Source organism: Pseudonocardia sp. C8, from assembly GCF_014267175.1.
Classification (GTDB): domain Bacteria; phylum Actinomycetota; class Actinomycetes; order Mycobacteriales; family Pseudonocardiaceae; genus Pseudonocardia.
Genome location: NZ_JACMTR010000002.1, coordinates 2,209,145 through 2,234,598 on the forward strand (window position 1 = coordinate 2,209,145; position 25,454 = coordinate 2,234,598).

The window sequence follows — 25,454 nt, forward strand, 5'->3', positions numbered from 1 at the left end:
GCCCGGAACCGTTCAACTCGTGATGTCCTTGCGGGTGAACCGCCAGGCCGCGAGCCCGAGGAACGCGGCGGCGTAGCAGACCGCGGAGAACACGCCGTAGGTCATGTCGGTCCAGTCGACGTCGCGGGCCAGCAGCGCCGACCAGGCGTCGCCGTAGTGGGTCGGGAGGAAGTTCCGGATGACACCCAGGTCCTCGATCTGGTCGATGATCTGGGAGACGATCGAGGTCATCACCGCCCCGCCGACGGCGCCGAGCGGCGCGTCGGTACTCACCGACAGCAGCAGCGCCAGCCCGGCGACCCAGCCCAGCTGGACGATCACGTAGACCGCCCCGAGCATGACCCGGCCCACGGCGGTCGGGAACGGCAGCGACTCGCCGATCGGGGACACCAGGTCCCCGGCGCCGTACGCGAGCGCCCCGACCGCCAGCGACGCGACCGGGAGCAGCAGCAACGCCGCCACCGACAGGAACCCGGCGACGACCGCCTTCTGCCGCAGCAGCCGGGCCCGGGGCACCGGTATCGCCAGCAGGTAGCGCAGCGACGACCACGACGCCTCGGAGGCCACCGTGTCCCCGAAGAACAGCGCCACCAGCACCACGAGCAGGAAGCTCGCCGACGCGAACAGGGTGAACACCGCGAAGTTGGCGGCGCTGCCCGACGCCAGGTCGACGAGGTTCGGGCCGCTCGCGGCGCCGTCGTCGTCGCTGCCGAGGGAGAACGCCGCCCACAGGATGACCGGCATGGCGACGACCAGCGCGAACGCCACCTGGGTCCGGCGGCGTTCGAGCTGGCGGACCAGCTCGGTCCGCAGCGGCAGCGTCCGGCCCGGACGGGCCGGGGGTGCCGAGTCCCCGGCGACCAGGTCACCGACGTGGCCGCGCCGGGTGGACAGTGGACGCTCGTCGTCGCTCATGGGGTGCTCCCGCTCACGTCACGCCCCTCGGGGCCCACCAGGTCCAGGAACGCGTCCTCCAGCCGGCCGCGGGGACCGGCCGCGCTCACCGCGACACCGGATCCGACCAGCGCGGCGACGGCGTCGGCCCGCGCGGTGCCGTTCAGGTGCGCGTGCACCACACCCGGCTCGTCCCCGGTGATCACGTCCGTGACCCCGTCGATCCCGGCCAGCACCTCGGCCGCCCGGTCGGTCGCGTCGACGGTGAACGACGACCCGCCGCCGGACGCGGTCAGCTCGGCGACCGTGCCGGACGCGACGACCGTCCCGCGGTGCATGACGACGACGTCGGTGCAGGTCTGCTCGACCTCGGCCAGCAGGTGGCTGGACACCAGCACGGTGCGCCCGGCGGAGGCGTAGCGGCGCAGCAGCTCGCGCATCGCGTGGATCTGGGGCGGGTCGAGCCCGTTGGTCGGCTCGTCGAGGAGCAGCAGCTCCGGCAGGCCGAGCATCGCCTGCGCGATCGCGAGCCGCTGCCGCATGCCCTGCGAGTAGGTGCCGACCTTGCGGTGCACGGAGTCGCCGAGCCCGGCGATCTCCAGGGTCTCGGCCATCCGGGCCTGCTCCGGCGGCCGGCCGGTCGCCTGCCAGTACAGCCGCAGGTTCTCGGCGCCGGACAGGTGCGGCAGGAAGCCGGGGCCCTCCACGAACGCGCCGATCCGGGACAGCACCGCCGCACCCGGCCGGACCGGGCGGCCGAACGCCCGCATCTCCCCGGACGTCGGCGTGATCAGTCCCATCAGCATCCGCAGCACGGTCGTCTTGCCGGCCCCGTTCGGGCCGAGCAGGCCGAGCACCGCGCCCCGGGGGACGGTGAACGTCACGTCGGACACGGCGCGGAACCCGTTGCGGTAGGTCTTGGCCAGCCCGGTGACCTCCAGCGGGGGCGCGTCCGTGCCGGGTGCGGTGTCGTCGGCGGCCTCGGCGCGGCGGGCCCGGGCCCGGGCGACCGCCCACAGCAGCAGCGCCCCCGCCAGCACGCCCGCGATGCCCAGGACCGGCCACAGCGGCACGGTGACGGCGGACTCGGCGCGGCCGGGTACCTGCGGCACCGACAGCTCGGGCCCGGCGAGCCCGATCCGCCACACGGCCGGGTCGGCGCCCGACTCGTAGCCCTGGTCGGTCGTCGCGAACCGGACCTGCAACCGGCTGCCCGCGGTCACCGGCGCGACGACGCCGGGCAGCGTCACCGTGACCTCGGCCGGGGTGCCGTCGGCGGGAACGGTGACCCGCAGCGGGGCGACGGCGTTGCCGAGCAGCGTGCTGCGCCCGTCCGGGGACAGCGCGGTGACCGAGGCGAACAGCACCGCCGTCTCCGGTGCCGGCTGGCCGGGCACCCGCGACACCCGCACGGTCACCCGGGGTGCCCCGGAGGGCTGCATGGCCTCGGCGACCGGCTCCGAGGTGAACCGCGCCGACTGGCCGGGCGTGGCGAGCCCGGCCATCGCCCCGAGCGAGCCCAGCGAGCCGAGTGCCCGGCCGAGGCCGGGCAGCGAGGTGACCGCGGCCGGGGTGCCGCCCGGCGGGTGCACGACGACCTGTTCGCCGCCGGCGAGCGGCACCGCGGTCGGGACGACCGGGTCGGCGCCGAGGCCCGGGTACCCGTCGGCGAGCACGGTGCGCCCGGTCGGGGTGTCGCTGCGGGTCCGGACGTTGCTCCGCACCTGGTAGGCGAACGTGGTCCCGGCGAGGTCCCCGGACTCGGCGTCGGCGACCGGGCGCCCGCGCAGGTGCGCGTCGAACCAGTCCCCGATCCGGGCTCGCACGTCGGTGCCGGGGCCCGCACCGTCGTGCCCGCCGGCGAACCACAGCACGGACACCGGGGTGCCGTGCGCGGCGATCTGGCGGGCGTTGGCGTCGGCCTGGTCGAGCCCGAACAGGGTGTCCTGCTCGCCCTGCACCAGCAGCGTCGGCGCGGCGATCCGGTCCGTGACGGTGGCGGGGGAGGACCGGCGCAGCAGCTCCGCCAGCGCAGGGGAGGCACGCCCGGTCCGGGTGGCCTCGGCGTACGCCGCGCAGACGTCCGGGGCGAACCGGCCGCAGGTCAGCTGCGGTCCGGCGGCCCCCGGCGCGCCCGGTGCGGGGCCGGCCGCGCCCGCGGCCGAACTCCCGGCCGATCCGGCACCGCCGGATCCGCCCGTGGTGTCGGAACCACCGGATCCGCCCGTGGGGTCGGTCGCACCCGGGTCCTCCGCCCCGGCGGGCCCCGACCCGCCGCCGAGGCCGCCGGAGCCCGATCCGCCGAGCCCGCCGGACCCACCGGCGCCCTCGTCCGCCGGCGGCCCGCCACCGCCGGCGACCCGCCCGCCGGAGCCGAAGAACACGCCGGCCCACCCGCGCTTGAACACCCCGTCCGGTGCTCCCGCACCGGCGGCGGGGGTGGCTGCCGGCGCCGACCCGGCCGGGACGGCGTTGTTCGGGAACAACGCCTGCCCCAGGTCGTTCCAGGTGATCACCGGGGCGATCGCGTCGACCCGGGCGTCGTACCCGGCGAGCAGCAGGGCGAGCGCGCCGCCGTACGAGCCGCCCGTGACACCGACCGTCGGATCGCGGTCGCCGTCGCGCTGCACCTCGGGCCGGACGGCGAGCCGGTCGAGCAGCCGGGACGCGTCGGCCACCTCGCGGGCCGGGTCGTTCAGCCCGATCGCGCCGCCGGACGTCCCGAACCCGCGGGCGGTCCAGGTCTGCACGACGTAGCCGCGGGCGGCCAGCTCGCGCGCGTCCCGGTCGACGGACTGCTTGCTGCCGCCGAACCCGTGCGCGATCAGCAGCGCGGGCGCCGGGGTGGCCGTGGTGGCGGAGGCGGGGACGTACAGCGAGGTGTCGAGCTCGACCGTCCCCGGCTCGCCGGGCCCGGCCGGCACCGCGACCCGCTCCGCGGTGACCGCGACCGTCCCGGCGGTCGCCGCGGTGGCGGCCGGCGCGAACGAGAGCAGCAGCCCGACGACGGCGACCGCGATCGTCGGGGCGAGGACCCGGTGGTTCCGGGGACGCGGGTGCACCCCGTCGAAACTACGCAGGAGACGGGGTGCGCGCCGCCGCGTACCGGGTACGGCGTCCGGGACGGTCCTCCCGCCACGAGAATCCCGGCATACCGGACACCGAGGTGACCCGATCGGGTGTCGGCGGGGTGCGGTCGGTCACCTGCGCTCGCGCCCGGGCGGCCGGACGCGGGACACTTCCCGCGAACCGCAGGGGAGTATCCCGCTCGCGGTGATGTCGTCAACACGGTGAGTCCCGGCAGCGTGCCGGGTGGACCCCGGCATCATCGGCCACGCCAGGCGCACGCGCGCCGTGGTGGGAGAGACCTCGGGCACATCGCATGCTGCCCTGGTCTTCTTGGAGGAACTACGTGAACGTCCCCCTGTGGCTCTGGCTGGTGACGATCGGCGCGTTCGTCGTCGTCATCGGTGCCGACCTCTGGCTGAACGACCACAAGCCGCACGCCGTCACCCTCGGCGAGGTGACCCGCTGGGTCGTCTTCTACATCGCGCTCGCCGTCGCGTTCGGACTCGGCGTCTGGTACTTCGCCGGAGGCACCTTCGCCGGCGAGTTCTTCGCCGGGTACCTGACGGAGTACTCGCTCTCGGTCGACAACCTGTTCGTCTTCCTGATCATCATGTCGGCGTTCAAGGTGCCGGTGGTCCACCAGCACAAGGTGCTGCTGGTCGGCATCGTGATCGCGCTGCTGATGCGGAGCATCTTCATCGCGGCCGGCGCCGCGGTCATCGAGCGCTTCAGCTGGGTCTTCTACCTGTTCGCCGCGTTCCTCATCTACACCGCGTTCTCGCTGGTCAAGCAGGCCGCCGGCGGCGACGACGAGGAGTGGGAGGAAGGCCGGCTCCTGCGCTGGATGCGGAAGGTCTTCCCGGTCACCGACGACTACCACGGCGCGAAGACCACCGTGAAGATCGACGGGAAGCGCTGGCTGACCCCGATGCTGATCGTGATGGTCGCGATCGGCATGACCGACATCATGTTCGCGCTGGACTCGATCCCGGCGATCTTCGGGCTGACCCAGGAGGCGTACCTGGTCTTCACCGCGAACGCGTTCGCGCTGATGGGCCTGCGGCAGCTCTACTTCCTGCTCGGCGGCCTGCTCAACAAGCTGGTCTTCCTGTCCTACGGCCTGGCGGTGCTGCTGGCGTTCATCGGCGTCAAGCTCGCGCTGCACGCCTTGCACGAGAACGAGCTGCCGTTCCTCAACGGCGGCGAGCCGCTGCACGTGCCGGACATCGGGATCGGGCTGTCGCTGAGCGTCATCATCGGCGTGCTGGCCATCACGACGATCGCGAGCCTCGTCGCCGTCCGGATCAAGCCGGAGCTGGCCGACCAGCACGGCGCGCTCTCCGCGCCGCCGCTGGCGCGCTCCAAGGAGGAGGCCGCCCGGCTCGCCGCCGAGGACGAGAAGGCCGACCACCACGTGTCGCCGCCGTCGGTGCGCGACTGACGACCGGACCACCACCGGCCCGGGCAGGACTCCTGCCCGGGCCGGTGCGCGTCCGGGGGCGGTCAGCTCACGCCGACCAGGTCCACCACGAACACCAGCGTCTCGTTCGGGGCGATGACCCCGCCGGCCCCGCGGGCGCCGTAGCCGAGGTGCGGCGGGATGACCAGCCGGCGGCGGCCGCCGACCCGCATCCCCGTGACGCCGGTGTCCCAGCCGGAGATGACCTGGCCGGCCCCGAGGCCGAAGCGCAGAGGCTGGCCGCGGTCGTAGGAGTTGTCGAACTCGCGGCCGGTGGACTGGGACACGCCGACGTAGTGGACGGCCACGTTGTCGCCCGGCTTGGCCTCCTGGCCGTCGCCGACGCTCAGATCCTCGGTCACCAGTTCGGTGGGCAGCGGGCCGTCGACGGTCTCGACGGTGGGCTTCTGCGGTGCGGTCACGGTGGGTGCTCCCGGTGCGGGCTTCCGACTGCGGTCGGCTGTCCCGCGCGACCCTGCCAGAACCACCGGACCGGATCCGCCCGGCCCCCGCACCCCGTACGGCCGGCGGGCGGCCGCCGTCCGGGCCTGTCCGTTCGGTCAGGTCGCACCAGGATCGTTGTGACGCGCGACATTGGGTTTGCGAGCATGTATCTCCCCGGCCGGCGGCATCCGGCCGGGTCCACCCTGACGAGCTCGCCGGCCGGCCGCGCGTGATCCTCCGTCCGGCGACGGGAGGTGCGACCCGACGATGATGTCGGTCCTGGTCTTCGCCGCCGGCGCCGCGCTGCTCATCTACAGCGCGGAGAAGCTCATCACCTACCTGGTCGGGGCCGCGCGCGGCCTCGCGATCTCCGTCTTCCTGCTCGCGGTGATCTTCACCGGGATCGAGTTCGACGACCTGGTCTTCGGCGTCGCGCTCAACCTCGAGGGCATGGAGGAGGTGGCGCTCGGCGTCGTCTTCGGCACCGTGATCTCGATGGTCGGTGTGGTGCTGGCGCTGGCGGCGCTGCTGGTGCCGTGCCGGGTGGACATCCCGCGGGACTACCTGGCGATCTTCGCACTGTCCCCGCTGGTCCTGGTGGGGCTGGCGTTCGCAGGCGAGGTCGGCACCGGCCTGGCGATCCTGCTCATCGCGCTGTTCGTGGCGTTCGTGGCCTACATCGCCGTGCAGGAGCGCAGGCGGGCGGTCCCGGTGTTCCGGGACACCGACGTGCTGGAACGGGCCGGGACCGACCACGGCGGCACGGTGCCCGACGACCCGTCCCGCACCGGCGGCATCGAGCTCACCTCCAAGCAGCACCTGCCCGGCTGGGCACTGCTCGGGCTCGCGGTCCTGTCACTGGCCGGTCTGGTCGTCGGTGCGTGGGTGATGACCGAGGGCACCGAGGGGATCCTCGAGGACTTCGGGATCGCCGGAACGGTCTTCGGCGCCACCATCGCGACCCTGGTCCTGACCTTGGAGGACATCTTCCTCACCGTCGAGCCCGCGCGCCGCGGCACGCCGCTGATCGGTGTCGGCAACGTGATCGGCTCGGTCGTGTTCTCGGTGAGCGCCAAGCTCGGGATCATCGTGCTGGCCGGCGGCGAGATCGAGGTGACCCCGGACGTGTTCGTCTGGCACCTGCCCGCCCTGGTCACCCTAGTGGGGTTCGCCGCGTTCGCGCTGTGGACGGGACGGCTGCGGCGCTGGCACGGCGTCGTGCTGCTGGCCGCCTACGTCGTCTACTGGGCCGTCAGCTTCGTGGTCTTCGGCATGGTGCCGGTCGAGACCGGCTGAGCGCACCGCCGGCGTCCGACGGTGCCGTTCCTCCGCCGGCTACCGGTGCGGCCGGGGCACCAGCTCGAGGTCGACCGGCTCCGGGCGGTTGGCCTCGGCGACCGCGGCCTCGACGCGGTGGTGCTCGGGGGAGAGGTGGCACACCGGGTCGGTCGCCGCAGGGTCCCCGGTCAGCTGGAACGCCTGGCAGCGGCACCCGCCGAGGTCGACCTCCCGGCGGTCGCAGGTCCGGCACGGGTCCTGCATCCAGCCCTCGCCACGGAAGGCGGTGAACAGCGGCGCCGAGGTCCAGATGTCGGCCAGCGACGCCTCCCGCACCGAGGCCCGGGGCAGCGGCAGGGTCTGCGCGGCGGGGCAGGGCAGCGCGTCACCGTCCGGGGCCACCGTCAGCTGCCGTTGCGCCCAGCCGCCCATGCACGGCTTGGGGTAGCGGCTGTAGTAGTCCGGCAGCACGTGCACGACCTCCATCCGGCCGCGCAACCGCTCCCGGGCCGCGGTGACGACCTCCTCCGCGCGGTCCAGCTGCGCGCGCGAGGGCAGCAGCGCCGTCCGGTTCCGCCAGGCCCAGCCGTAGTACTGGGTGTTGGCCAGCTCCACGCGGTCGGCCTGCAGATCCTCGACGAGGTCGAGGATCGCGGCGATCCGGTCGATGTTCTGCCGGTGCAGGACGACATTGACCGTCAGCGGCCACCCCAGCTCCCGGACCAGCCGGCACGCGGCCACCTTGCGGTCGAACGACCGGAGCCCGGCGATCCGGTCCGACGTGGCGGGCTCGTCGGCCTGCACGCTGATCTGCACGTGGTCCAGCCCGGCCTCCTTGAGCTCCACCGCGCGCGGCCGGGACAGGCCGACGGCGCTGGTGACCAGGTTCGTGTACATGCCGAGCCGGTTCGCGGTGCGGACGAGCTCGGGCAGGTCCCGGCGCAGCAGCGGCTCGCCGCCGGACAGGTGGCACTGCAGGACGCCGAGGTCGGCCGCCTCGGTGAACACCCGCTGCCAGTCGGCGGTGCCGAGCTCGTCGGCGTAGCGGGCGAGCTCGATCGGGTTCGAGCAGTACGCGCAGGCGAGCGGGCAGCGGTAGGTGAGCTCGGCGAGCAGGCCGAACGGGCGGGGCGCGGTCCCGGTCACCGGGGCGGTCACAGGGCCACCAGGTTCCGGTCGGCCAGCCGGGCCAGGTAGTCGTGCACCTGCCCGCGGATCGTCTGCTCCTCGGCGCCGTCGAACCCGGCGACCAGGGACGTGACGATCTGGTCGACGGTGCGTTCCCCGTCGCACAGGCGCAGCACCGCGTGCCCGGTCTGGTTCAGCACGACCACGGTCTCCGGCCCGAGCAGCACGTACCCGCCGGTGGCCCGGTCCGGGCGCATCCGGACGTGCGGCCCGAGCCGGGGCCGGGCGTCCCCGCTGATCTCCCGCATCGCGCCTCCCGGTGTCCGGTGCCGCGCGGCACCGCCCGGCGCGTCCCGCGGCGGGGGCACGGAGGCCGCGGCGGTGGCGTCACGCGTAGGCATGGTCGATGGCGTCCATCATCGTCCACAGGACGTCGCACTTGAAGGACAGCGCGCCCACCGCGGCATCCTGCTCGGCAGCGCTGCGGCAGTGCGCGACGACGACCTCGAGCGCGTGCTCGGAGTCGCGCGGCGCCTGTACCAGCCGGTTCCGGAAGTACTGCAGGCCGGTCGGGTCGATCCAGGTGTAGTAGCGCTCGAAGGCGGCGAGCCGCTCGGCCATGAGGTCCGGGGCGAACAGCTCGGTGAGCGACGACGCGACCGCCTCCACCCACGGCCGCGTGCGGGCGAAGGTGACGTAGGCGTCGACGGCGAACCGGACACCGGGCTGCACGTGCCGGTGGTCGAGGACCTCCTCCCGGGTCAGCCCGCAGGATTCGGCGAGCCGCAGCCATGCCTCGATGCCGCCCGTGGCGGGGCCGTCCGCGCGGTCGGGGGTGCCGTCGTGGTCCAGGATCCGCCGGATCCAGCGCCGCCGGACCGCGACGTCCGGGCAGTTCGACAGGATGGCGGCGTCCTTGACCGGGATCGCCTCCTGGTAGGCGAACCGGTTCGCGACCCAGCCGCGGATCTGGTCGGGGGTGAGCGTGCCGGCGTTCATGCGCAGGTGGAACGGGTGCGTGCTGTGGTAGGCGTGGGCGTGCGCCCGCAGCCGGTCCACGAGCTCACCGGCGGGCGCGCCGGGGCGGTCGGTCAGTGCGGTCACGGGTCAGACCTCCAGTTCCAGGCCGTCGACGGCCACCTCGAACCCGGCCTTCTCCACCTCGGCACGCTCGTCGGAGTCGTCCAGCAGGATCGGGTTGGTGTTGTTGACGTGGACGTAGACCACCCGGGCCGGCCCGAGCCGGCGCAGCACCTCCAGGCTGCCACCGGGGCCGCCGACGTGCAGGTGCCCCATGTCGTGCGCGGTCTTCGCCGCGAGCCCGAGCCGGACGAGCTCGTCGTCGTGCCAGGTCGTGCCGTCGAGGAGCAGCAGGTCGGCCCCGGTGATCTCGTCGAGCACCGCGGGGGTCAGCGCCTGCACCCCCGGCAGGTGGACGGCGCAGCGGCCGGTGGCGGTGTCGGTGAACCGGTACCCGACGACCCGGCCCGGAACCGGAGCCGTGTCGTCGATGCTCGCTCCGCCTGCGCTCCGCGAGGTGCCGAAGCGGTCGGGCTTGCTGGTGGGCACGTCGAACGCCCGGTAGGTCAGCCCGGTCCCGAGCGCGACCTCGACGCCGGGCTCGACCGGCGTCCAGGTCACCGGGCAGAACCGCTCCAGCGTGGTCAGCAGCCCGGTGCCCGCGCGCAGGGTGCGTTCGGTGGCCGCGGTGGCGTGCAGGTGCACCCCGCCGCCCTCGCGCAGCAGGACGAGGCCGAGCGTGTGGTCGATCTCGGCATCGGTGAGCAGCACGCCGCGCAGCGGGGTGGTCCGGTCCCCGCCGGGGTGTAGCGCGGGCGTGGCGGCGAGCTGGGTCCGGACGTCGGGGGAGGCGTTGACCAGCCACCAGCCGTCCCCCGCGGTGATCGCGATCGACGACTGGGTGCGCGGCGTGGCGGGCCGGGACCCGTCGCGCACCGCGCGGCAGCCCGGGCATCCGCAGTTCCACTGCGGGAAGCCGCCGCCGGCGGCCGAGCCCAGTACCTGCAGCCTCATGCTCCTCCTCGGGTGCGCCGCACCGGCAGGGGCGCCGGACGGGCCGTCCGGCGCCCCTGCGGTGTCACCGGGTCACCCCTCGGTGCGGGCGATGTACATCGTCACCTCGGGGGCGCAGCCGATCTCCTCGAACTCGGGCGCCTCCCACACGGTGGTGGGCTCCACGGGTGTCACCTCCCTTCTGCGGTGGTCCGCGGCGACGGCAGTGCCGTTCGTCTCCCTCAGCTCTCCGGCAGGGCGAAGCAGAACAGCGCGTCACCTGCGGCGGCGCCGAGCAACCCGGGCAGGAACCCCTCGATCCAGCCACCCCAGCCGGTCGGCACGACGACGTACTGGCGGCCGTCGACGCTGAACGTGCTCGGGCTCGAGTGGTGCCCGCTGCCGCACTGGAACGACCAGAGCTTCTCGCCGGTGTCGGCGTCGAGCGCGACGAACTCGCCGGTCGGGGTGCCCTGGAAGACCAGCCCGCCCGCCGTGGTCAGCGTCGAGGCACACATCGGGTACTCGTTGCGCCAGCGCCACTTCTCCTCGCCGGTGAGGGGGTCGATCGCGGCGACGAAGCCGTAGAAGTCCTCGATGTCCACGGCGACGCCCGCACCCCAGTACGGGATGCTCTCCTTGAACTCGCGCCGGCGGCGGGTCGCCGTCGCCCCGACCTCCTGGACCGGCACGTACATCAGCCCGGTCTGGGGGTTGAACGCCATGTGCGTCCATTCCTTGCCGCCGGCCGGACCCGGCCAGAAGTGCACCGGGACGCCCTCCTCGTCCGGGTACACCTTGGGCGTGACCGTGCCGTCCGGCGCGATCTCACCCCAGGTGATGCGGTCGACGAACGGGAACACGCGGACCAGGTCACCGTTGGTCCGGTCCAGGACGAAGAAGTAGCCGTTCTTGTCGGCGTGCCCGAGCAGCTTGCGGCCGTCGGGCGCGTCGAACAGGACGTTCTCCATCGTGGAGTCGTAGTCCCACAGGTCGTGCGGGGTGAACTGGTAGTGCCAGCGGATCTCCCCGGTGTTGACGTCCACCGCGACGGTGCTGTCGGTGTAGAGGTTGTCGCCGGGGCGCACGCCGCCGTCGAAGTCCGGCGCCGGGTTGCCCGTGCCCTGGTAGAGCAGCTCCAGCTCCGGGTCGTAGGTCGGGGTGACCCAGCAGTTCGCCCCGCCGCGCTGCCACGCCTCGCCGTCGTCCGGCCAGGTCTCGGAGCCGGGCTCGCCGGGCTTGGGCACCATGTAGCGGCGCCAGCGGCGCTCGCCGGTCTGGGCGTCGAAGGCGTCGAGGTGCCCCCGGCTCCCGAACTCCCCGCCGGAGCTGCCGCAGATGACCATGTCCTTCACGAGCAGCGGCGCGACGGTGCCGCTCTCGCCGGCCCGCACGTCGCCGTTGACCGTGTCCCACACCTTCTCGCCGGTCGTCGCGTCGAGCGCGATGAGGTGCGCGTTGAGCGTGTACATGTAGACCTTGCCGTGCCCGACCGCCAGGCCCCGGTTCACGTTCCCGCAGCACAGCGACACGTCGTACGGCGACGCGTGCTTGTAGCGCCAGAGCTCCTCGCCGGTCGTGGCGTCGATGGCCCACGCCTTCCCGTCCGGCCCCGAGACGTACATGATCCCGTCGACGACGATCGGCGAGGCCTCGAACGAGTAGGTCGACGCACCGGACTGCATGCCCGTCGCACCGGCCTGGAACACCCAGGCCGGTACCAGCCGCTTCACGTTCTCCTTGTTGATCTGGTCGAGCCGGCTGCACCGCTGACCGTCGTAGGTTCCGTAGTAGGTGAGCCAGTTCTCGGGCTCGGAGGCGGCGGCCCGGATCCGCTCGTAGTCCACGGCGGACGTAGCAGGTGCGCTGCCCTTGACGTTGCTCAGCTGCGCGAACGAGATGGCCTCGCCGGCGTCGACGTAGTCGGTCATGTGCTGCTCCTTCCTACGGGCGCGGCTGCGGGGGCCGGTCGAGCTTGGCGTGGTCGGGGACTTCCCCGGTGATGACGATCGCTCCGACGAGGCCGCGGCCCTCGTCGTTGCCGCTGGTGGAGCTGTAGTAGTAGGTGCCGGGACCGTCGAGGTTGATCGAGGCCGTCCCCTTGGCGTGGTTGACCAGCCAGATGAACTTGGGGTCCCCGTTGCAGGGCAGCACCGCGCAGTGCGTGTTCTTGTCGTCGTTGATCAGGGTCAGCACGAGGTCGCCGCCGTGCGGGAGGATCAGGATGGACGGGTCGTAGCGCAGCTCGTCCTCCGGGATCCGGATCGTGGCGCGCATGGTCCCGTCGGCGTCCTCCTCCGCGTGCCCGATGCTCCCCGTGTTGAGCAGGCGCCCCAGGGCGGTGCGGTTCTGCCCGTCCAGCCCCGCCGCCGCCAGCTGGCCCTCCCGATCACTTTCGGTCGTCGTCATTGACATATCCTCCCGAACGCGAATTGTCGGTGGAGTACGTGATCACTTTCACACCGCTGGTGCGGGCCGTCAACCCTGCTTCCGCGCGGATTTCGAGAAACGATCAACGGTACCGGCCGGGTCGGCGAGGCCGGCGAATACCCGACCTTGTCGGTCCACGTTGTACGGCTCGTCGCCCGCTGCGGGGCAACGGGAGCGGGCATGCGGGCGCGGCGGCCCGAACGCCCTCGGATTGACCCTGTCCGAACGGTCAGGTAGGCGGGCTCGCGACGGACCGTACGGGTGACGGCGGTGCTGGTCAGCGCCGAGCCCCGGACGAGCCGGGCGCCGGCGGCCGGGACCGGCCCCGGTCCGGCGGCCCGGGTGGGGCGCCGGGGCGGGACGGGTGCGGCCCGACGGCCGTCCGGGGCTGCCGGCGGGTGCGGTGCGTGGTGGGGCGGAATCCGCCGACCGTTCCATCATTTACCGTCCCACCATTTTCCGTGACCACTGTGGATTCGCGTGGCGGGCGGCATGCCGACGATTATCGGATCGCGCAGGAATTGCCGGGGCGATCGCTCGGGGCCGGGAAGCGGAAATCTCGACGTGGTATCGCGAACCTTTCCCGGCGAGCCGCCGCAGCCCGGTGACGTGCGGCGGAGCCGTCGGTCACTCGCGTATGGACAGTGCGGCGACCGGGGCTCGCCGGGCACACCGCCCGGTGGCCGGGCACATTCCGCCGCGGCATGCGGGCCGGAGACGCGGTGAACGAAACACGTGTTTCGTCACGTAGCCCCGTCGAAACACATGTTTACTCTCACTTCGGTGCCCGGCTCGTCACCAGAACTTGATGCCGGCCGCCTTGAGCCGGCGCTTGTGCTGGCGCACCGCGGTCTCGATGGCGGCGGGGGAGATGAGGTCACCCCAGACCTTCGCGGACTCCTCGCCCTGTTCGAGCAGGTCGGCGGCCTGCTCGGCGCTGATCGCGGAGCCCTGCACGATGCGTGACCCGAACCCGATGTGCCAGCGCTCGTCGCGGAGGACCAGCTCCATCCCCTTCCGCACGCCGGGCAGCTCGACGGACAGGCCCTCGAGCGCGTCGAGCATCGCGTTCTGGCCCGCCAGGAGCACCACACCTTCGATCACCATGTGGTACAGGCCGACGGCGCCGGTCAGGCCGGTGTGGTCCTCGGCGAGCCGCCGGGCGGTGTCCGGCAAGCGCTGCTCGAACAGCCCGACCAGCTCGGAGCTGACGTGCCCGCGCAGCACGTCGCGCCGCGCCGCGGGGGTCGGGCCGGGCACGCCGGCGACGTCGGCGGCGACGAGGTCGAAGAAGCGTGCGTGCCGTGCCTCGTCGCGGGCCTGGGCCCGGAAGGTGGCCTCCATCGAGGCGTCACGCGCGGCCGCCTGGTAGGAACCGAGCTGCCCGGCCACCGAGGCCTCGGCGATGCAGAAGCCGGCGATCAGCCCGAGGAGCTGGGCGTTCTCGGAGTCGGTGAGCCGCGGCCACCCCGCGCGGTCGGCCGTGTAGTCGATCTCGGTCTCGTCCCACTGCAGCGACTCGGCGAGCTGCGCGAAGTGGGCGTACCCGGCGATCATGGTCATCGGTGTCCCTCACATCCCCGGGAAGTCCTCACCCGGCTCCAACATCCGGAAGTCCGCCTTGCCGGCACCACAGATGGGGCACATCCAGTCGTCGGGGATCTCCTCGAACGGCGTCCCCGGCGGGATCCCGCCGTCCGGGTCGCCCTCCGCGGGGTCGTAGACGAAGCCGCAGGGTTCGCAGAACCATCTCGCCGCCTCCGGCCGGGCCGGGGCGGACGTGTCGACGCTCATGCGTCACCTCGCCGCGCGGAGCGGGATTCAGCCTGGGTCGGGAAATCGTCACGCATCGTCATGTGCCTCCCACGGCTCCGTCGCCGTGTGGCCGGGTTGAACCGGATCGGCGCGAAGGGCCGTCCGGGACCCAGGTAGCCACACCGGGCGGGGGACCGCAAGGGGGCCCCGCGGTGGCCGCGCCGCCCGGGGACCTCACGTGCCGAGCGCGTCGCGCAGGAACCCGACCTGGAGCAGCAGCAGGTTCTCGGCGACCACCTCCTGCGGCGTCATGTGCGTGACCCCGGACAGCGGAAGCACCTGGTGCGGCCGGCCCGCGGCGAGCAGTGCCGAGGACAGCCGCAGCGTGTGCGCGGCGACGACGTTGTCGTCGGCCAGCCCGTGCACGATCATCAGCGGCCGGTGCGGCGCCTCGCCGGTCGGGGGCACCGCGGCGTCGTCCACGATCGACGACCGGGTGTACGGCTCACCGCCGGGAAGCCCCAGGTAGCGCTCGGTGTAGTGGGTGTCGTAGAGCGCCCAGTCGGTCACCGGGGCGCCGGCGATCGCGGCGTGGAACACGTCCGGGCGGCGCAGCACCGCGAGCGCGGCCAGGTAGCCGCCGAACGACCAGCCGCGGATGCCGACCCGGGCCAGGTCGAGGTCCGGGTACTCCTCGGCGGCCGCGTGCAGCGCCGCGATCTGGTCCTCCAGCACCGGCCCGGCGAGGTCGCCGTGGATCGCGCGCTCGAACTCCGGACCGCGGCCGGGGGACCCGCGGCCGTCGGTCACGAGCACCGCGAACCCCTGGTCGGCGAACCAGCGGCTGGTCAGGTGCGCGTTGCGGGCCTGCACGACCCGCTGGGAGTGGGGGCCGCCGTACGGGTCGAGCAGCACCGGGACCTTCGTGCCGGGGACGTGCCCGGCCGGCAGGAACACCGCCGTCCGCAGCTCCCGCTCGCCGAACGCGCGCAACGTGACGTCGGGGGAGAACCCCGGGTCCACGGCGTGCCCGGCGACCGGGCGCTCGGTGCCGTCGGCGGTGACCAGCACGGCGTGCGGTGCGCTGCCGAGATCCTGCGAGACCCGCACCAGGGTGCCGCCCGACGTGGTGCCGGAGTGCAGCCCCTCGGCGGGCGACAGCCGGACCGGTTCCGCACCGGGCGTGACCGAGTGGAGCGCCACCGAGGTCGGCTCGGCCGACGCCCGGAACAGCACGGTCTCGCCGTCGATCCCGAGCACCTCGCGGACCTGCAGATCAGGTTCGGTCAGCGCGGTGTCGCCGGCGACCAGCCGGCGGGCCCCGCCGGCGTCCTCGGCCCGCACGAGCAGCCCGGACGCGGTCCGCGCCGGGACGCCCGGCACGTTCTCCACCCACACCGGGTCGGCCTGGACGTGCAGCGTGCGGGTCGCGCCGGTCGCCGGGTCGACGGCCAGCGTGCGCACCTCGCGCTGGTCGCGGGGCTGCACCGAGATGAGCGGGCCGTGCGCGTCCCACCCCGCGGTGGCCAGGTACTCGTGGGCGGCGGCGTCCCAGGTCACCGGGGTGCGCTCGCCGCCGACCGTGACGATCTCCAGCCCGACGAGCGCGTTCGGCGTGCCCGCGGCCGGGTAGCGGATCTCGGCCGGTGCCCGGTCCGGATGTGCCGGATCGGCGATGTGCCAGCGCGCGACCGGGGACTCGTCGACGCGGGCGACGAGCAGCGCGTCCCCCTCGGGGGACCACCAGAAGCCGCGCGTGCGGCCCATCTCCTCGGCCGCGGCGAAGTCCGCGAGACCGTAGGAGACCGCGGGACCCTCCGGGGCGACGAGCCGGGTGGTGGACCCGGAGGCGAGGTCGTGCAGGTGCAGGGCCCGCCCCGCGACGAACGCGACCCGGGTCCCGGTCGGGTCGATCCGCGGGTCGACGACGGCCTCGATCCCACCGACGTCCAGCGGCCGGACGTCCGGTGTGCCGGTCAGGGAGACGGTGAACGGCCGGCCGGACAGCGCGAACACCGCCCGCTCGACCGCGGTGTCCACCGTGTACCCGACGACGCCGCCCGCCTGCTCGCGCACGCGTTCCCGGCGGGCCCGCTCCTCGGCCGGCAGATCCTCCTCACCGGGCAGGCCGGGGACCTCCGCGGGATCGACGAGCAGCCGTTCCATCCCGGTCGCCGCGTCGATCGACCACAGGCAGGTCACCGGGTCCGTCCCGGACCGGCTGCGCAGGAACACCGCGCGGGAGCCGTCCGGGGCGACGGTGAAGCCGCGGGGCACGCCGAGCGTGAACCGGCGAGTGCGGGCGTGCAGGCGGGGGAACGAGTCGGTCACGGCGTGCTCTCTCCGGGGGTCGGCGGTCGCGCCGGACGTTAGCCGACACCCCCGACGGCGAGCTCAGGCCGGCGCGCGCCGCCGCCCGCGCGGGGCCCGCGGGCGGGCCGGCTTCGCGACGGAGCCGCCGGCCTCCGCGCACCCGCGCGCGGCGAGCCGGTCGGCCCGCTCGTTCTCCGGGTGGCCGGCGTGCCCCTTGACCCAGAACCAGGTGACGTCGTGCCGGCCGACCGCGGCCTCCAGCTCCCGCCACAGGTCGTCGTTCTTCACCGGCTCGCCGGCCGCGGTCCGCCACCCGCGCGCCTTCCAGCTCGGCAGCCAGCGGGTGATCCCGTTGCGGACGTAGGTGCTGTCGGTGTGCAGGTGGACGACGCTGCGCCGGGTCAGCACCTCCAGCGCGCGGATCGGGGCGGTGAGCTCCATGCGGTTGTTCGTGGTCGTCGCCGGCTCGCCACCGTGCAGCTCGCGCTCGTGCGTGCCGTAGCGCAGCACCGCACCCCAGCCGCCCGGGCCCGGGTTCGGGACGCAGGCACCGTCGGTGAAGATCTCCACGATCACCGTCACGGCCGGGACGCTAGCCGAGTCTCAGTACAGCCGGTACGACGCCCGGGACGCGACGAAGCCGTGCCCGCTGCGGGCGTCCCGGCACTCGACCCCGGACCGCCGGCTCACGCAGGTCAGGTCGCCGTGCGTGACGTGCGTGCCGTAGCGGAGCGCCGTGCCGCCCGGCCGGGCCGGGGTGCCGTCACAGGTCGCGCGTGCCCGCGCCGCGCCGTCGACGACCAGACCGGCCTCGGCGCAGCCGGACGCGCCCCGCGGCGTCCAGGTGCGGTCCTCGACGTCGCAGCGGGCCGCGCCGTCGTCGATCCGGCACGCGATGTTGCCGGTCGGTGAGGTGAACGACGGGGTGGCCCCGAACGTGGCCGGGTCGGCCGCCCTCGTTCCGGCGACCAGGTCGGGCGGTGCCGCGACCGGCGCCTCGGCCGGCGGGCCCGCCGGGTTGCCGCCGGTGCCCTCCCCGGTCCCGGCGGACGTCGTGACGACGGCCGCGACGGCCAGCATGAAGGTCGCACCGACGGCGACCGCGGCGGTCCGGTGCCCGACGGCGCCGAGCCGGGCCGGGGCGAGGCCGTGCAGGGCGCGCCGCCAGGCCGGCGCACCCGCGGGCGCCTCCGGGGCCTCGGCGGTGAGGACCACCGCGGGCCACGGCAGCGGCGGGGTGTGCGGGCCCGTGCCCGGGCCCGGCACCGGGCCGGTCACCGCGTCCGACGCCGGTGGGGGCGGTCCGGCGGGCAGGATCGTCCCGGGTGCGGCCGGCGTGCCGCCGCGGGGGCCGGGGACCGCGGGCGGAGCAGGTTGTGGTGGAGCGGGCTTCGGCGGAGCGGGTTGTGGCGGAGCGGGCTCCGGTGGAGCGGATCGTGGCGGGGCGGGCTGTGGCGGGGCGGGCTGTGGCGGGGCGGGCTGTGCTGGGGCGCCGGCCAGCGGTCCGGGGCCCGGCGGTGGCTCCGTCCGCGGGACCGGCACCACCGGCCCGTCGACCACGGCCGCCGCCGGACGGCCGTCGGGGCGGTCCTCGGGGTGGATGGGGTCACGGTCGTCGGCGTGGGGAGCGCTCATCGGTCCGGCACGCTAAGCGGGCACCACGCCCGGCACAGCGTCCGTTCGGAGCAGTCACGACGGCCGGTCGTCCCGTGACGATGATCGTCCGGCGGTCGACGGGGAGCCGGTGATGCGGGTCGGTGCGCCGCATGCCGCGGATCTCGCACCGGTCGTCGCACGGCTGGCAACCTGGGCCGCGTGAGCCAGGCCCTCTACGAGATCACCGTGAACGCCCTGCTCGACCGGGATCGCCCGCTCACCCCGGCCGAGTGGGAGGCCGCCGTCGCCCGGGTCGGTGGCCCCCGGGCACCGCAGCTGGTCGCCGAGCTCGACGACGCCGGGCTGCTCGGCGCGGACCTGCTCGCCGTGGCCGTCCCGGCGGCGTGGGAGCTGGCCGACCGCCCGCTCGAGCGGCTGCCGGCCGACCGGTGGCGCGAGCTGTACGCCGCCGCGGGCGCCGGGCCGCCGCCCGGCCTGCCGTAGCGCCCGGCTCGTCTCAGCCGAACAGGCCCCGCCGTCGCGCCAGCTCTCCCAGGTGCCCGCGCATCTCGGACGCCCAGTCGTGCCGATCGAGCTGGTCGTACGGGATGGTGAGCCGGGCGACCCGGTCCCCGCCGGCGTCGAGGAACCCGCCGCGACGGTCGCCCTGGATCAGGACGTCGATCGCGTGCGGCCCGGCCAGGAAGCTGACCTCCACCTCCTTGAGGCCCCGCAGGTCCCGCGGTGGCGCGAACTCGATCTCCTGGTAGAAGCCGAACTGCGCGCCCGGGATGTGGCCCTGCTCGACGTCGGCCCGCAGGAAATGGCAGCCGGCCTGCTCGAACGCGGCCAGCAGCCGCTGCTGCGGCGGGATCGGCTCGACCCGGACCGGGTCGAGGTCGCCCCGGTCGAGCGAGCCGGCGATGTCCAGCTCGGTGCGCAGGCCGAGCCGGACGCCAGGGAGGTCGCGGCCGTGCACCACGTTGAACGGTGACTGCAGCGGAACCTCGAACCGGAACGGCACCGAACGCCGCTCGCCGGGATGCAGCTCGAACCGGTCCGCGACCCGCTGCTCCGCGAACGACGTCGTCGAGCGGTGCTCGCGGTCGTCCCGCTCGACCTCCACCTCGACCTCGAGCCGCAGCGCCAGGTACTTGATCCGCTGCTCGACGTCGCCGCCGACGATCTCGACGACGCCGTCGAGGAACCCGCCCGGCTGCGTGACCGGGGTGTGCACGGCCGTGTCGACCGTCGTGCCGCCGCCGAACCGCGCCTTGAGCTTCTTGAACACCATCTGTCGCTCCCCCCGTGTGTGCCGCAACGCTAGCGGGAGGAGGGGCGGAGCGAACCGGCCTTCCGGCCGCATCCGATGACAGGTGGGCTCGTGAACCGGGCCGGCGTTCGGCGTGCCCTCAGTTGGTGTCGAGCGGTCCGCCATCCATCAGCCCGTCGCCGTCGGCGTCGGCACCACAAGCAGCGGTGCCGTACTCGGCGCTGGTGGGGTCCGAACAGGTGCGTTCCCGATGGTCCCCGACGACCTCTCCGTCGAGCTGCTCCGCGAACTCCCGGTTGGCCCGCTCCTTCGCTGCGTTGATCTCCGGGCAGTCCTTGTTGGTGATCACGTTCGGGTTGCCGGGGTCGCCGAACTCGGGATCGCCGGTCGGATCACACGTGTAGACGGTGGCGCGTTCGGGCTCGGGTTCCTCGCCGGCCGGCACCGGGAGCGGGAACGGAGGGACGACGCGGTCGGGGAGCGGTGGCGGCGGCACCAGCGTGCGCGGCAGCGCGGCCGGCGCGTTCGGGCGCGGGGCCGCGGCCGGTTCGATCGGGCCGGTGGCCTCGGCGACCGAGGCGGCAGGGATCTCGGTCAGGGTGAGCGCGGCCGCGACGCCCAGGGCGGCGACGAGCGTCGCCGGTACGAGCGCACCGAGCGTGCGGCGGCCGAGACGGCGTGCTCGGGGCTGATCGGTGCGCACCACGGCTGGTCTCCCGGTGACCAGAGCCGCCTGGTGCGGCCCGTCCACCGGTGACATCGCGACGCGCGGCCCAGCGTTAGCCGCCGAACGGAGTAACCCAGTAGTCCGATTCGGCAGGCCCGCAGCGGTCGCGTTCGTGCTCGCCAGGACGGTCTGCTCGACACGGGCCGATCGACACGCGCGCGGCGCTCGAGAGGCACGGTGTCGGCGCCAACACCGAGTTGATCGGCCCGTGAGCGAGGCTCGGGTTGCACGTTGTCGCCCCGCCCGAGGCGACAACGTGCTGATCGATCGGGGCGCCGTGCCCGAGGTGCACGTTGGTGCCCTCCGCGGGGCGACGTCGTGTTGATCGATCCGGGCTCGGGGCGCGAGTTGCACGTTGTCGCCCCGCCCGTGGCCACATCGTGTTGATCGACCCGGGTTCGGGGGTCGAGGTGCACGTTGTCGTCCCGGCCGGGGCGGGATCGTGCTGATCGATCTGGGCGTGGTGCTCGAGGTGCACGGTGCTGCCCTGTCGAGGGCGGGATCGTGCTGATCGAGACCGGTGCGGTTGTCGAGGTGCACGTTGTCGCCCCGCCCGGGGTCACATCGTGTTGATCGATCGGGGCGCCGTGCTCGAGGTGCACGGTATCGCCCCGCTCGAGGCGACAACGTGTTGATCGATCGGGGCGCCGTGCCCGAGGTGCACGTTGGTGCCCTCCGCGGGGCGACGTCGTGTTGATCGACCCGGGTTCGGGGGTCGAGGTGCACGGTGTCGCCCCGCCCGAGGCGACACCGTGTTGATCGATCTGGGGCGCCGTGCCCGAGGTGCACGGGGTCGCCCCCTCGGGGGCGGGAGCGTGCTGATCGATCCGGGCGTGGCGCGGGTCAGCCGCCTCACCCGCTCACGGTCGGCGCATCCCACGGGCACCGCGCCGTCGGGGAGACCCGCCGATGGCAGGCAGTCCCGACGGGTGGCCCGGCAGCGGCTACCAGCCGCGCGACTTCCACTCCGGAAGGTGCGGCCGCTCCGCGCCGAGCGTGGAGTCGTCGCCGTGCCCCGGGTAGAACCAGGTCTCGTCGGGGAGCCGGTCGAACACCCGCTCCTCGAGGTCGGCCAGCAGCTGCGCGTTGTCCTCCCGCGACCACGTCTTGCCCGGCCCGCCCGGGAAGAGGCTGTCGCCGGTGAACAGGTGCGGCCGGTCCTCGCCCCGGTAGAGCAGCGCGATCGAGCCCGGCGTGTGCCCGCGCAGGTGGGTGACCTCCAGCTCGATCTCGCCGAAGGAGATCGTGTCACCGTCCTCGACGAACTCGTCCATCGGCGCCGGGAGCTCGGGCGCGTCCTGCGGGTGCGCGATCAGCCGCGGCTCGAACATTCCGGCGATCGCGCCCAGCGCCTGCCAGTGGTCGGCGTGCCGGTGGGTGGTGACGAGATGGCGCAGGTCCGGGCGCTCGTCGGTGGCGCCGATGAGATCGGCGAGCCGGGCCGGCTCCGCGGCCGCGTCGATCAGCAGCGCCTCGTTGCTCTGCTTGCACACGAGCAGGTAGGCGTTGTTGTCCATCTCGCCGACCGAGATCTTGCTGATGCTCAGCCGGTCGAGGTCGCGCCGGATGGCCGCGCCACCCGGGTCGGTGTGACCGGTGTAGTAGTCCAGGACGTCCACGGGCGCGAGGGTAACGGCCCGGCCCGGCATCGGCCGCAGGGAGAACCCGCCGGTCGCACGGGCGGGCCCGCTCACGGCTCGAACATGCGTACGAGTATGGTTGCGGTGTACCGACCGGCGCGTGCCGGGGCGCATCCACCGAGGGGGACCTGCGGGAACACACGCTCGCGGGATTCTTGTCGGAGGGTCGACCTAGCATCGGTGCCGGACGTGGAGACACCCCCGCGGCCGGCAGCCGCCGGACGTCACAGCCCGGTCGCGGAATGTCCCGACCGCCGTGGGTGTCCCACCAGGGTCCCCCGACGACCTCGCCGTTCCAGGAGGCGCGCATCGTGAGCGACCAGAGGCCCGACCGCCGTGACGCCGGCACCGCCCTGTCCCCGGGGGCGTCGCCGGTCCCGAGCGGTCCCAAGCTGGTCGTGCGCGGCGCGCGGGAGCACAACCTGCAGGGCGTCGACATCGACCTGCCCCGCGACAGCATGATCGTGTTCACCGGGCTGTCCGGCTCCGGGAAGTCGAGCCTGGCGTTCGACACGATCTTCGCGGAGGGGCAGCGGCGCTACGTCGAGTCGCTGTCGGCCTACGCCCGCCAGTTCCTCGGGCAGATGGACAAGCCCGACGTCGACTTCATCGAGGGTCTGTCCCCGGCGGTCTCGATCGACCAGAAGTCGACCAACCGCAACCCGCGCTCCACGGTCGGCACGATCACCGAGATCCACGACTACCTGCGGCTGCTCTACGCCCGCGCCGGGATCCCGCACTGCCCGCAGTGCGACGAGCGGATCGCGAAGCAGACCCCGCAGCAGATCGTCGACCAGGTCCTGGAGATGGAGCAGGGCAGCCGCTTCCAGGTGCTCGCCCCGGTCGTCCGGACCCGCAAGGGCGAGTTCGTCGACCTGTTCTCCACCCTGCAGTCGCAGGGCTACTCGCGGGTGCTCGTCGACGGCACCGTGTACCAGCTCTCCGACCCGCCCACGCTGAAGAAGCAGGAGAAGCACGACATCGCGGTGGTCGTCGACCGGCTGTCGGTCAAGGCGACCGCCAAGCAGCGGCTCACCGACTCGGTGGAGACCGCGCTGCGGCTCGCCGACGGGCTGGTCGTCCTCGACTTCGTCGACCTCCCCGCAGACGACCCCGGCCGGGAGCGCCGGTTCTCCGAGCGGATGGCCTGCCCGAACGGCCACACCCTGGCCGTCGACGACCTCGAGCCGCGCACCTTCTCCTTCAACTCGCCCTACGGCGCCTGCCCGGCCTGCACCGGCATCGGCATCAAGAAGGAGGTCGACCCGGAGCTCGTCGTCCCCGACCCGGACCTGTCGCTGGCCGACGGCGCCATCGCGCCCTGGTCGTCGGGGCACAACGCCGAGTACTTCGGGCGGCTGCTGACCGGGCTGTCGAACGCGATCGGCTTCCGGATGGACACGCCCTGGCGGAAGCTGCCCGCGGCCGCCCAGAAGGCGGTGCTCCAGGGCAGCACCGACCAGGTGCACGTCCGCTACCGCAACCGGTACGGCCGCGAGCGCTCGTACTACGCCAACTTCGAGGGCGTCATGCCCTTCCTGGAGCGGCGCCTGGAGCAGACCGAGTCGGAGTCGCAGCGCGAGCGCTACGAGGGCTACATGCGCGACATCCCGTGCCCGGCCTGCGGCGGTGCCCGGCTGCGGCCCGAGGTGCTGTCCGTGACCCTGCCGCACCAGGACCTGGGGGAGCGGTCGATCGCGCAGGTCTCGAGCATGTCGGTCGCCGAGTGCTCGGCGTTCCTCAACGGCATGGTGCTCGACGACCGCCAGGCCATGATCGCCGGCGCGGTGCTCAAGGAGGTCCAGGCCCGGCTCGGCTTCCTGCTCGACGTCGGGCTGGACTACCTGTCGCTGGACCGGGCCGCGGGCACGCTGTCCGGCGGCGAGGCGCAGCGGATCCGGCTGGCCACCCAGATCGGGTCCGGGCTGGTCGGGGTGCTGTACGTGCTCGACGAGCCGTCGATCGGCCTGCACCAGCGGGACAACCGGCGGCTCATCGACACCCTGAGCCGGCTGCGCGACCTGGGCAACACGCTCATCGTCGTCGAGCACGACGAGGACACCATCCGCGCCTCCGACTGGGCGGTCGACATCGGCCCCGGCGCGGGGGAGCACGGCGGGCACATCGTGCACTCGGGCACGGTCGCCGACCTGGAGTCGCACGACACCTCGCTGACCGGTGCCTACCTGTCCGGGCGGAAGTCGATCCCGCTGCCGCAGCGCCGCACGCTCGACCCGGACCGGAAGCTGACGATCGTCGGCGCCCGCGAGCACAACCTGCGCGGGATCGACGTCGACGTGCCGCTCGGCGGCCTCGTCTCGGTCACCGGGGTGTCCGGCTCGGGGAAGTCCACGTTGATCAACGACATCCTCGCCACGGTCCTGGCGAACCGGCTCAACGGCGCTCGCCAGGTGCCCGGCCGGCACACCCGGATCACCGGCGTCGACCAGGTCGACAAGCTCGTGCGCGTCGACCAGTCGCCGATCGGGCGTACCCCCCGCTCGAACCCGGCCACCTACACCGGGGTGTGGGACAAGGTCCGCAAGCTGTTCGCGGCCACCACCGAGGCCAAGGTCCGCGGCTACACCGAGGGCCGGTTCTCGTTCAACGTCAAGGGTGGCCGCTGCGAGGCGTGCACCGGCGACGGGACGATCAAGATCGAGATGAACTTCCTGCCGGACGTCTACGTCCCGTGCGAGGTCTGCAAGGGGGCCCGCTACAACCGGGAGACCCTGGAGGTCCACTACAAGGGCAAGACCGTCGCCGACGTCCTCGACATGCCGATCGAGGAGGCCGCCGAGTTCTTCGAGCCGATCACCTCGATCAGCCGGTACCTGCGGACCCTGGTCGACGTCGGTCTCGGCTACGTCCGGCTCGGGCAGCCGGCGCCGACGCTGTCCGGCGGTGAGGCGCAGCGCGTGAAGCTGGCCTCCGAGCTGCAGAAGCGCAGCAACGGCCGGACCGTCTACATCCTGGACGAGCCGACCACGGGCCTGCACTTCGAGGACATCCGCAAGCTGCTCGCGGTGATCCAGGGGCTGGCCGACAAGGGCAACACGGTGATCGTCATCGAGCACAACCTCGACGTCATCAAGACCTCGGACTGGATCATCGACATGGGCCCGGAGGGCGGTTCCGGCGGCGGGACGGTCGTCGCGCAGGGCACGCCGGAGCAGGTCGCGGCGCACCCGGAGAGCCACACCGGCCGGTTCCTGCGCGACCTGGTGACCCCGGACCCGGCCCCGGCACCGCGACGGCGGTCGGGCACGGCTTCCCGGAACGGGGCCGGTGGCACGCGGGGCCGGGCGAAGGCGGCCACCGCCGGCTGACCGCTCCGGTCCGGCGCCCCGGCAGCGGCCCCGGGTCCGGCGCGCCGGCTCCGGCAACCCCGGGTCCGGCAACCCCGGGCCCGGCGGCCCCGGGCCCCGCGACCCT

The 25,454-nt window shown here is 73.7% G+C and carries 22 protein-coding genes; 4 read left to right on the plus strand and 18 right to left on the minus strand.

Annotated elements, in window-relative coordinates; translation table 11 throughout:
• Nucleotides 1–12 precede the first annotated feature (12 nt).
• Complete coding sequence (locus H7X46_RS10975) at nucleotides 13–915, minus strand: ABC transporter permease (protein WP_186359303.1); 903 nt, start codon at nucleotides 913–915, stop codon at nucleotides 13–15.
• Complete coding sequence (locus H7X46_RS10980; RefSeq protein WP_186359304.1) at nucleotides 912–3,956, minus strand: ATP-binding cassette domain-containing protein; 3,045 nt, start codon at nucleotides 3,954–3,956, stop codon at nucleotides 912–914. Before H7X46_RS10980 ends, H7X46_RS10975 begins: the two co-directional genes overlap by 4 nt.
• 350 nt (nucleotides 3,957–4,306) lie before the next feature.
• Here H7X46_RS10980 and H7X46_RS10985 point away from each other — a divergent pair, with 350 nt between their 5' ends.
• A complete protein-coding gene (locus H7X46_RS10985) occupies nucleotides 4,307–5,404 on the plus strand; it encodes a TerC family protein (protein WP_186359305.1) in 1,098 nt (365 codons plus the stop codon).
• 62 nt (nucleotides 5,405–5,466) lie between these two features.
• Here H7X46_RS10985 and H7X46_RS10990 read toward each other — a convergent pair whose 3' ends face one another.
• The gene (locus tag H7X46_RS10990; protein WP_186359306.1) at nucleotides 5,467–5,844 is read right to left on the minus strand and encodes an FKBP-type peptidyl-prolyl cis-trans isomerase; all 378 of its coding nucleotides are present in this window, start codon (nucleotides 5,842–5,844) and stop codon (nucleotides 5,467–5,469) included.
• A gap of 289 nt (nucleotides 5,845–6,133) precedes the next feature.
• Here H7X46_RS10990 and H7X46_RS10995 point away from each other — a divergent pair, with 289 nt between their 5' ends.
• A complete protein-coding gene (locus H7X46_RS10995; RefSeq protein ID WP_186359307.1) occupies nucleotides 6,134–7,162 on the plus strand; it encodes a sodium:calcium antiporter in 1,029 nt (342 codons plus the stop codon).
• A 39-nt stretch (nucleotides 7,163–7,201) separates the two neighbouring features.
• On the opposite strand, the gene pqqE is transcribed toward H7X46_RS10995, so the two are convergent.
• From pqqE to H7X46_RS11055, 12 genes are all read right to left on the minus strand, one after another.
• Nucleotides 7,202–8,302, minus strand: a complete 1,101-nt coding sequence (pqqE, locus tag H7X46_RS11000; protein ID WP_370588705.1) for a pyrroloquinoline quinone biosynthesis protein PqqE — start codon at nucleotides 8,300–8,302, stop codon at nucleotides 7,202–7,204.
• Nucleotides 8,299–8,580 (minus strand): pyrroloquinoline quinone biosynthesis peptide chaperone PqqD, encoded by a 282-nt coding sequence (pqqD, locus tag H7X46_RS11005; RefSeq protein ID WP_186359308.1) that lies wholly within the window; start codon nucleotides 8,578–8,580, stop codon nucleotides 8,299–8,301. Before pqqD ends, pqqE begins: the two co-directional genes overlap by 4 nt.
• Nucleotides 8,581–8,659: 79 nt before the next feature.
• Nucleotides 8,660–9,376 carry a pyrroloquinoline-quinone synthase PqqC gene (gene pqqC, locus H7X46_RS11010; protein WP_370588706.1) on the minus strand — a complete coding sequence of 239 codons (717 nt, stop codon included), beginning with the start codon at nucleotides 9,374–9,376 and terminating at the stop codon, nucleotides 8,660–8,662.
• A gap of 3 nt (nucleotides 9,377–9,379) precedes the next feature.
• Entirely contained in the window at nucleotides 9,380–10,306 is a 927-nt protein-coding gene (pqqB, locus tag H7X46_RS11015) for a pyrroloquinoline quinone biosynthesis protein PqqB (RefSeq protein ID WP_186359309.1), read from the minus strand.
• 72 nt (nucleotides 10,307–10,378) lie between these two features.
• Nucleotides 10,379–10,471 carry a pyrroloquinoline quinone precursor peptide PqqA gene (pqqA, locus tag H7X46_RS30605; protein WP_186359310.1) on the minus strand — a complete coding sequence of 31 codons (93 nt, stop codon included), beginning with the start codon at nucleotides 10,469–10,471 and terminating at the stop codon, nucleotides 10,379–10,381.
• Nucleotides 10,472–10,527: 56 nt separating this feature from the next.
• Nucleotides 10,528–12,216 (minus strand): PQQ-dependent dehydrogenase, methanol/ethanol family, encoded by a 1,689-nt coding sequence (locus H7X46_RS11025; RefSeq protein ID WP_186359311.1) that lies wholly within the window; start codon nucleotides 12,214–12,216, stop codon nucleotides 10,528–10,530.
• A 13-nt stretch (nucleotides 12,217–12,229) separates the two neighbouring features.
• A complete protein-coding gene (locus tag H7X46_RS11030) occupies nucleotides 12,230–12,694 on the minus strand; it encodes an MSMEG_3727 family PQQ-associated protein (protein ID WP_186359312.1) in 465 nt (154 codons plus the stop codon).
• Nucleotides 12,695–13,510: 816 nt separating this feature from the next.
• The gene (locus H7X46_RS11035) at nucleotides 13,511–14,278 is read right to left on the minus strand and encodes a ribonucleotide-diphosphate reductase subunit beta (RefSeq protein WP_186359313.1); all 768 of its coding nucleotides are present in this window, start codon (nucleotides 14,276–14,278) and stop codon (nucleotides 13,511–13,513) included.
• A gap of 9 nt (nucleotides 14,279–14,287) precedes the next feature.
• On the minus strand, nucleotides 14,288–14,509 hold the full coding sequence (locus H7X46_RS11040) for a rubredoxin (RefSeq protein WP_186359314.1): 222 nt from the start codon (nucleotides 14,507–14,509) through the stop codon (nucleotides 14,288–14,290).
• 195 nt (nucleotides 14,510–14,704) lie between these two features.
• Entirely contained in the window at nucleotides 14,705–16,801 is a 2,097-nt protein-coding gene (locus tag H7X46_RS11045; protein ID WP_186359315.1) for a prolyl oligopeptidase family serine peptidase, read from the minus strand.
• A 63-nt stretch (nucleotides 16,802–16,864) separates the two neighbouring features.
• On the minus strand, nucleotides 16,865–17,359 hold the full coding sequence (gene rnhA, locus H7X46_RS11050) for a ribonuclease HI (RefSeq protein ID WP_186362595.1): 495 nt from the start codon (nucleotides 17,357–17,359) through the stop codon (nucleotides 16,865–16,867).
• A gap of 27 nt (nucleotides 17,360–17,386) precedes the next feature.
• Nucleotides 17,387–18,061 carry a hypothetical protein gene (locus tag H7X46_RS11055; protein WP_186359316.1) on the minus strand — a complete coding sequence of 225 codons (675 nt, stop codon included), beginning with the start codon at nucleotides 18,059–18,061 and terminating at the stop codon, nucleotides 17,387–17,389.
• 537 nt (nucleotides 18,062–18,598) lie between these two features.
• Here H7X46_RS11055 and H7X46_RS11060 point away from each other — a divergent pair.
• A complete protein-coding gene (locus tag H7X46_RS11060) occupies nucleotides 18,599–18,883 on the plus strand; it encodes a hypothetical protein (RefSeq protein WP_186359317.1) in 285 nt (94 codons plus the stop codon).
• A 13-nt stretch (nucleotides 18,884–18,896) separates the two neighbouring features.
• Here H7X46_RS11060 and H7X46_RS11065 read toward each other — a convergent pair whose 3' ends face one another.
• The 3 genes from H7X46_RS11065 to H7X46_RS11075 form a co-directional block, all read right to left on the minus strand.
• Nucleotides 18,897–19,673: a sporulation protein gene (locus H7X46_RS11065; protein ID WP_186359318.1), complete on the minus strand. Its 777-nt coding sequence runs from the start codon at nucleotides 19,671–19,673 to the stop codon at nucleotides 18,897–18,899.
• 118 nt (nucleotides 19,674–19,791) lie between these two features.
• Complete coding sequence (locus H7X46_RS11070; RefSeq protein ID WP_186359319.1) at nucleotides 19,792–20,358, minus strand: hypothetical protein; 567 nt, start codon at nucleotides 20,356–20,358, stop codon at nucleotides 19,792–19,794.
• 965 nt (nucleotides 20,359–21,323) lie between these two features.
• Entirely contained in the window at nucleotides 21,324–21,998 is a 675-nt protein-coding gene (locus H7X46_RS11075; RefSeq protein WP_186359320.1) for an MBL fold metallo-hydrolase, read from the minus strand.
• A 374-nt stretch (nucleotides 21,999–22,372) separates the two neighbouring features.
• Here H7X46_RS11075 and uvrA point away from each other — a divergent pair, with 374 nt between their 5' ends.
• Nucleotides 22,373–25,348, plus strand: a complete 2,976-nt coding sequence (gene uvrA / locus H7X46_RS11080) for an excinuclease ABC subunit UvrA (protein WP_186362596.1) — start codon at nucleotides 22,373–22,375, stop codon at nucleotides 25,346–25,348.
• Nucleotides 25,349–25,454: the final 106 nt, after the last annotated feature.

Bases quoted from the DNA above. Each gene is read 5' to 3' on its own strand.
- H7X46_RS10975 (WP_186359303.1), bottom strand. From the start codon at position 915: ATGAGCGACGACGAGCGTCCACTGTCCACCCGGCGCGGCCACGTCGGT.
- H7X46_RS10995 (WP_186359307.1), top strand. From the start codon at position 6,134: ATGATGTCGGTCCTGGTCTTCGCCGCCGGCGCCGCGCTGCTCATCTAC.
- pqqD (WP_186359308.1), bottom strand. From the start codon at position 8,580: ATGCGGGAGATCAGCGGGGACGCCCGGCCCCGGCTCGGGCCGCACGTC.
- pqqB (WP_186359309.1), bottom strand. From the start codon at position 10,306: ATGAGGCTGCAGGTACTGGGCTCGGCCGCCGGCGGCGGCTTCCCGCAG.
- H7X46_RS11025 (WP_186359311.1), bottom strand. From the start codon at position 12,216: ATGACCGACTACGTCGACGCCGGCGAGGCCATCTCGTTCGCGCAGCTG.
- H7X46_RS11030 (WP_186359312.1), bottom strand. From the start codon at position 12,694: ATGACGACGACCGAAAGTGATCGGGAGGGCCAGCTGGCGGCGGCGGGG.
- H7X46_RS11035 (WP_186359313.1), bottom strand. From the start codon at position 14,278: ATGACCATGATCGCCGGGTACGCCCACTTCGCGCAGCTCGCCGAGTCG.
- H7X46_RS11040 (WP_186359314.1), bottom strand. From the start codon at position 14,509: ATGAGCGTCGACACGTCCGCCCCGGCCCGGCCGGAGGCGGCGAGATGG.
- H7X46_RS11065 (WP_186359318.1), bottom strand. From the start codon at position 19,673: ATGGTGTTCAAGAAGCTCAAGGCGCGGTTCGGCGGCGGCACGACGGTC.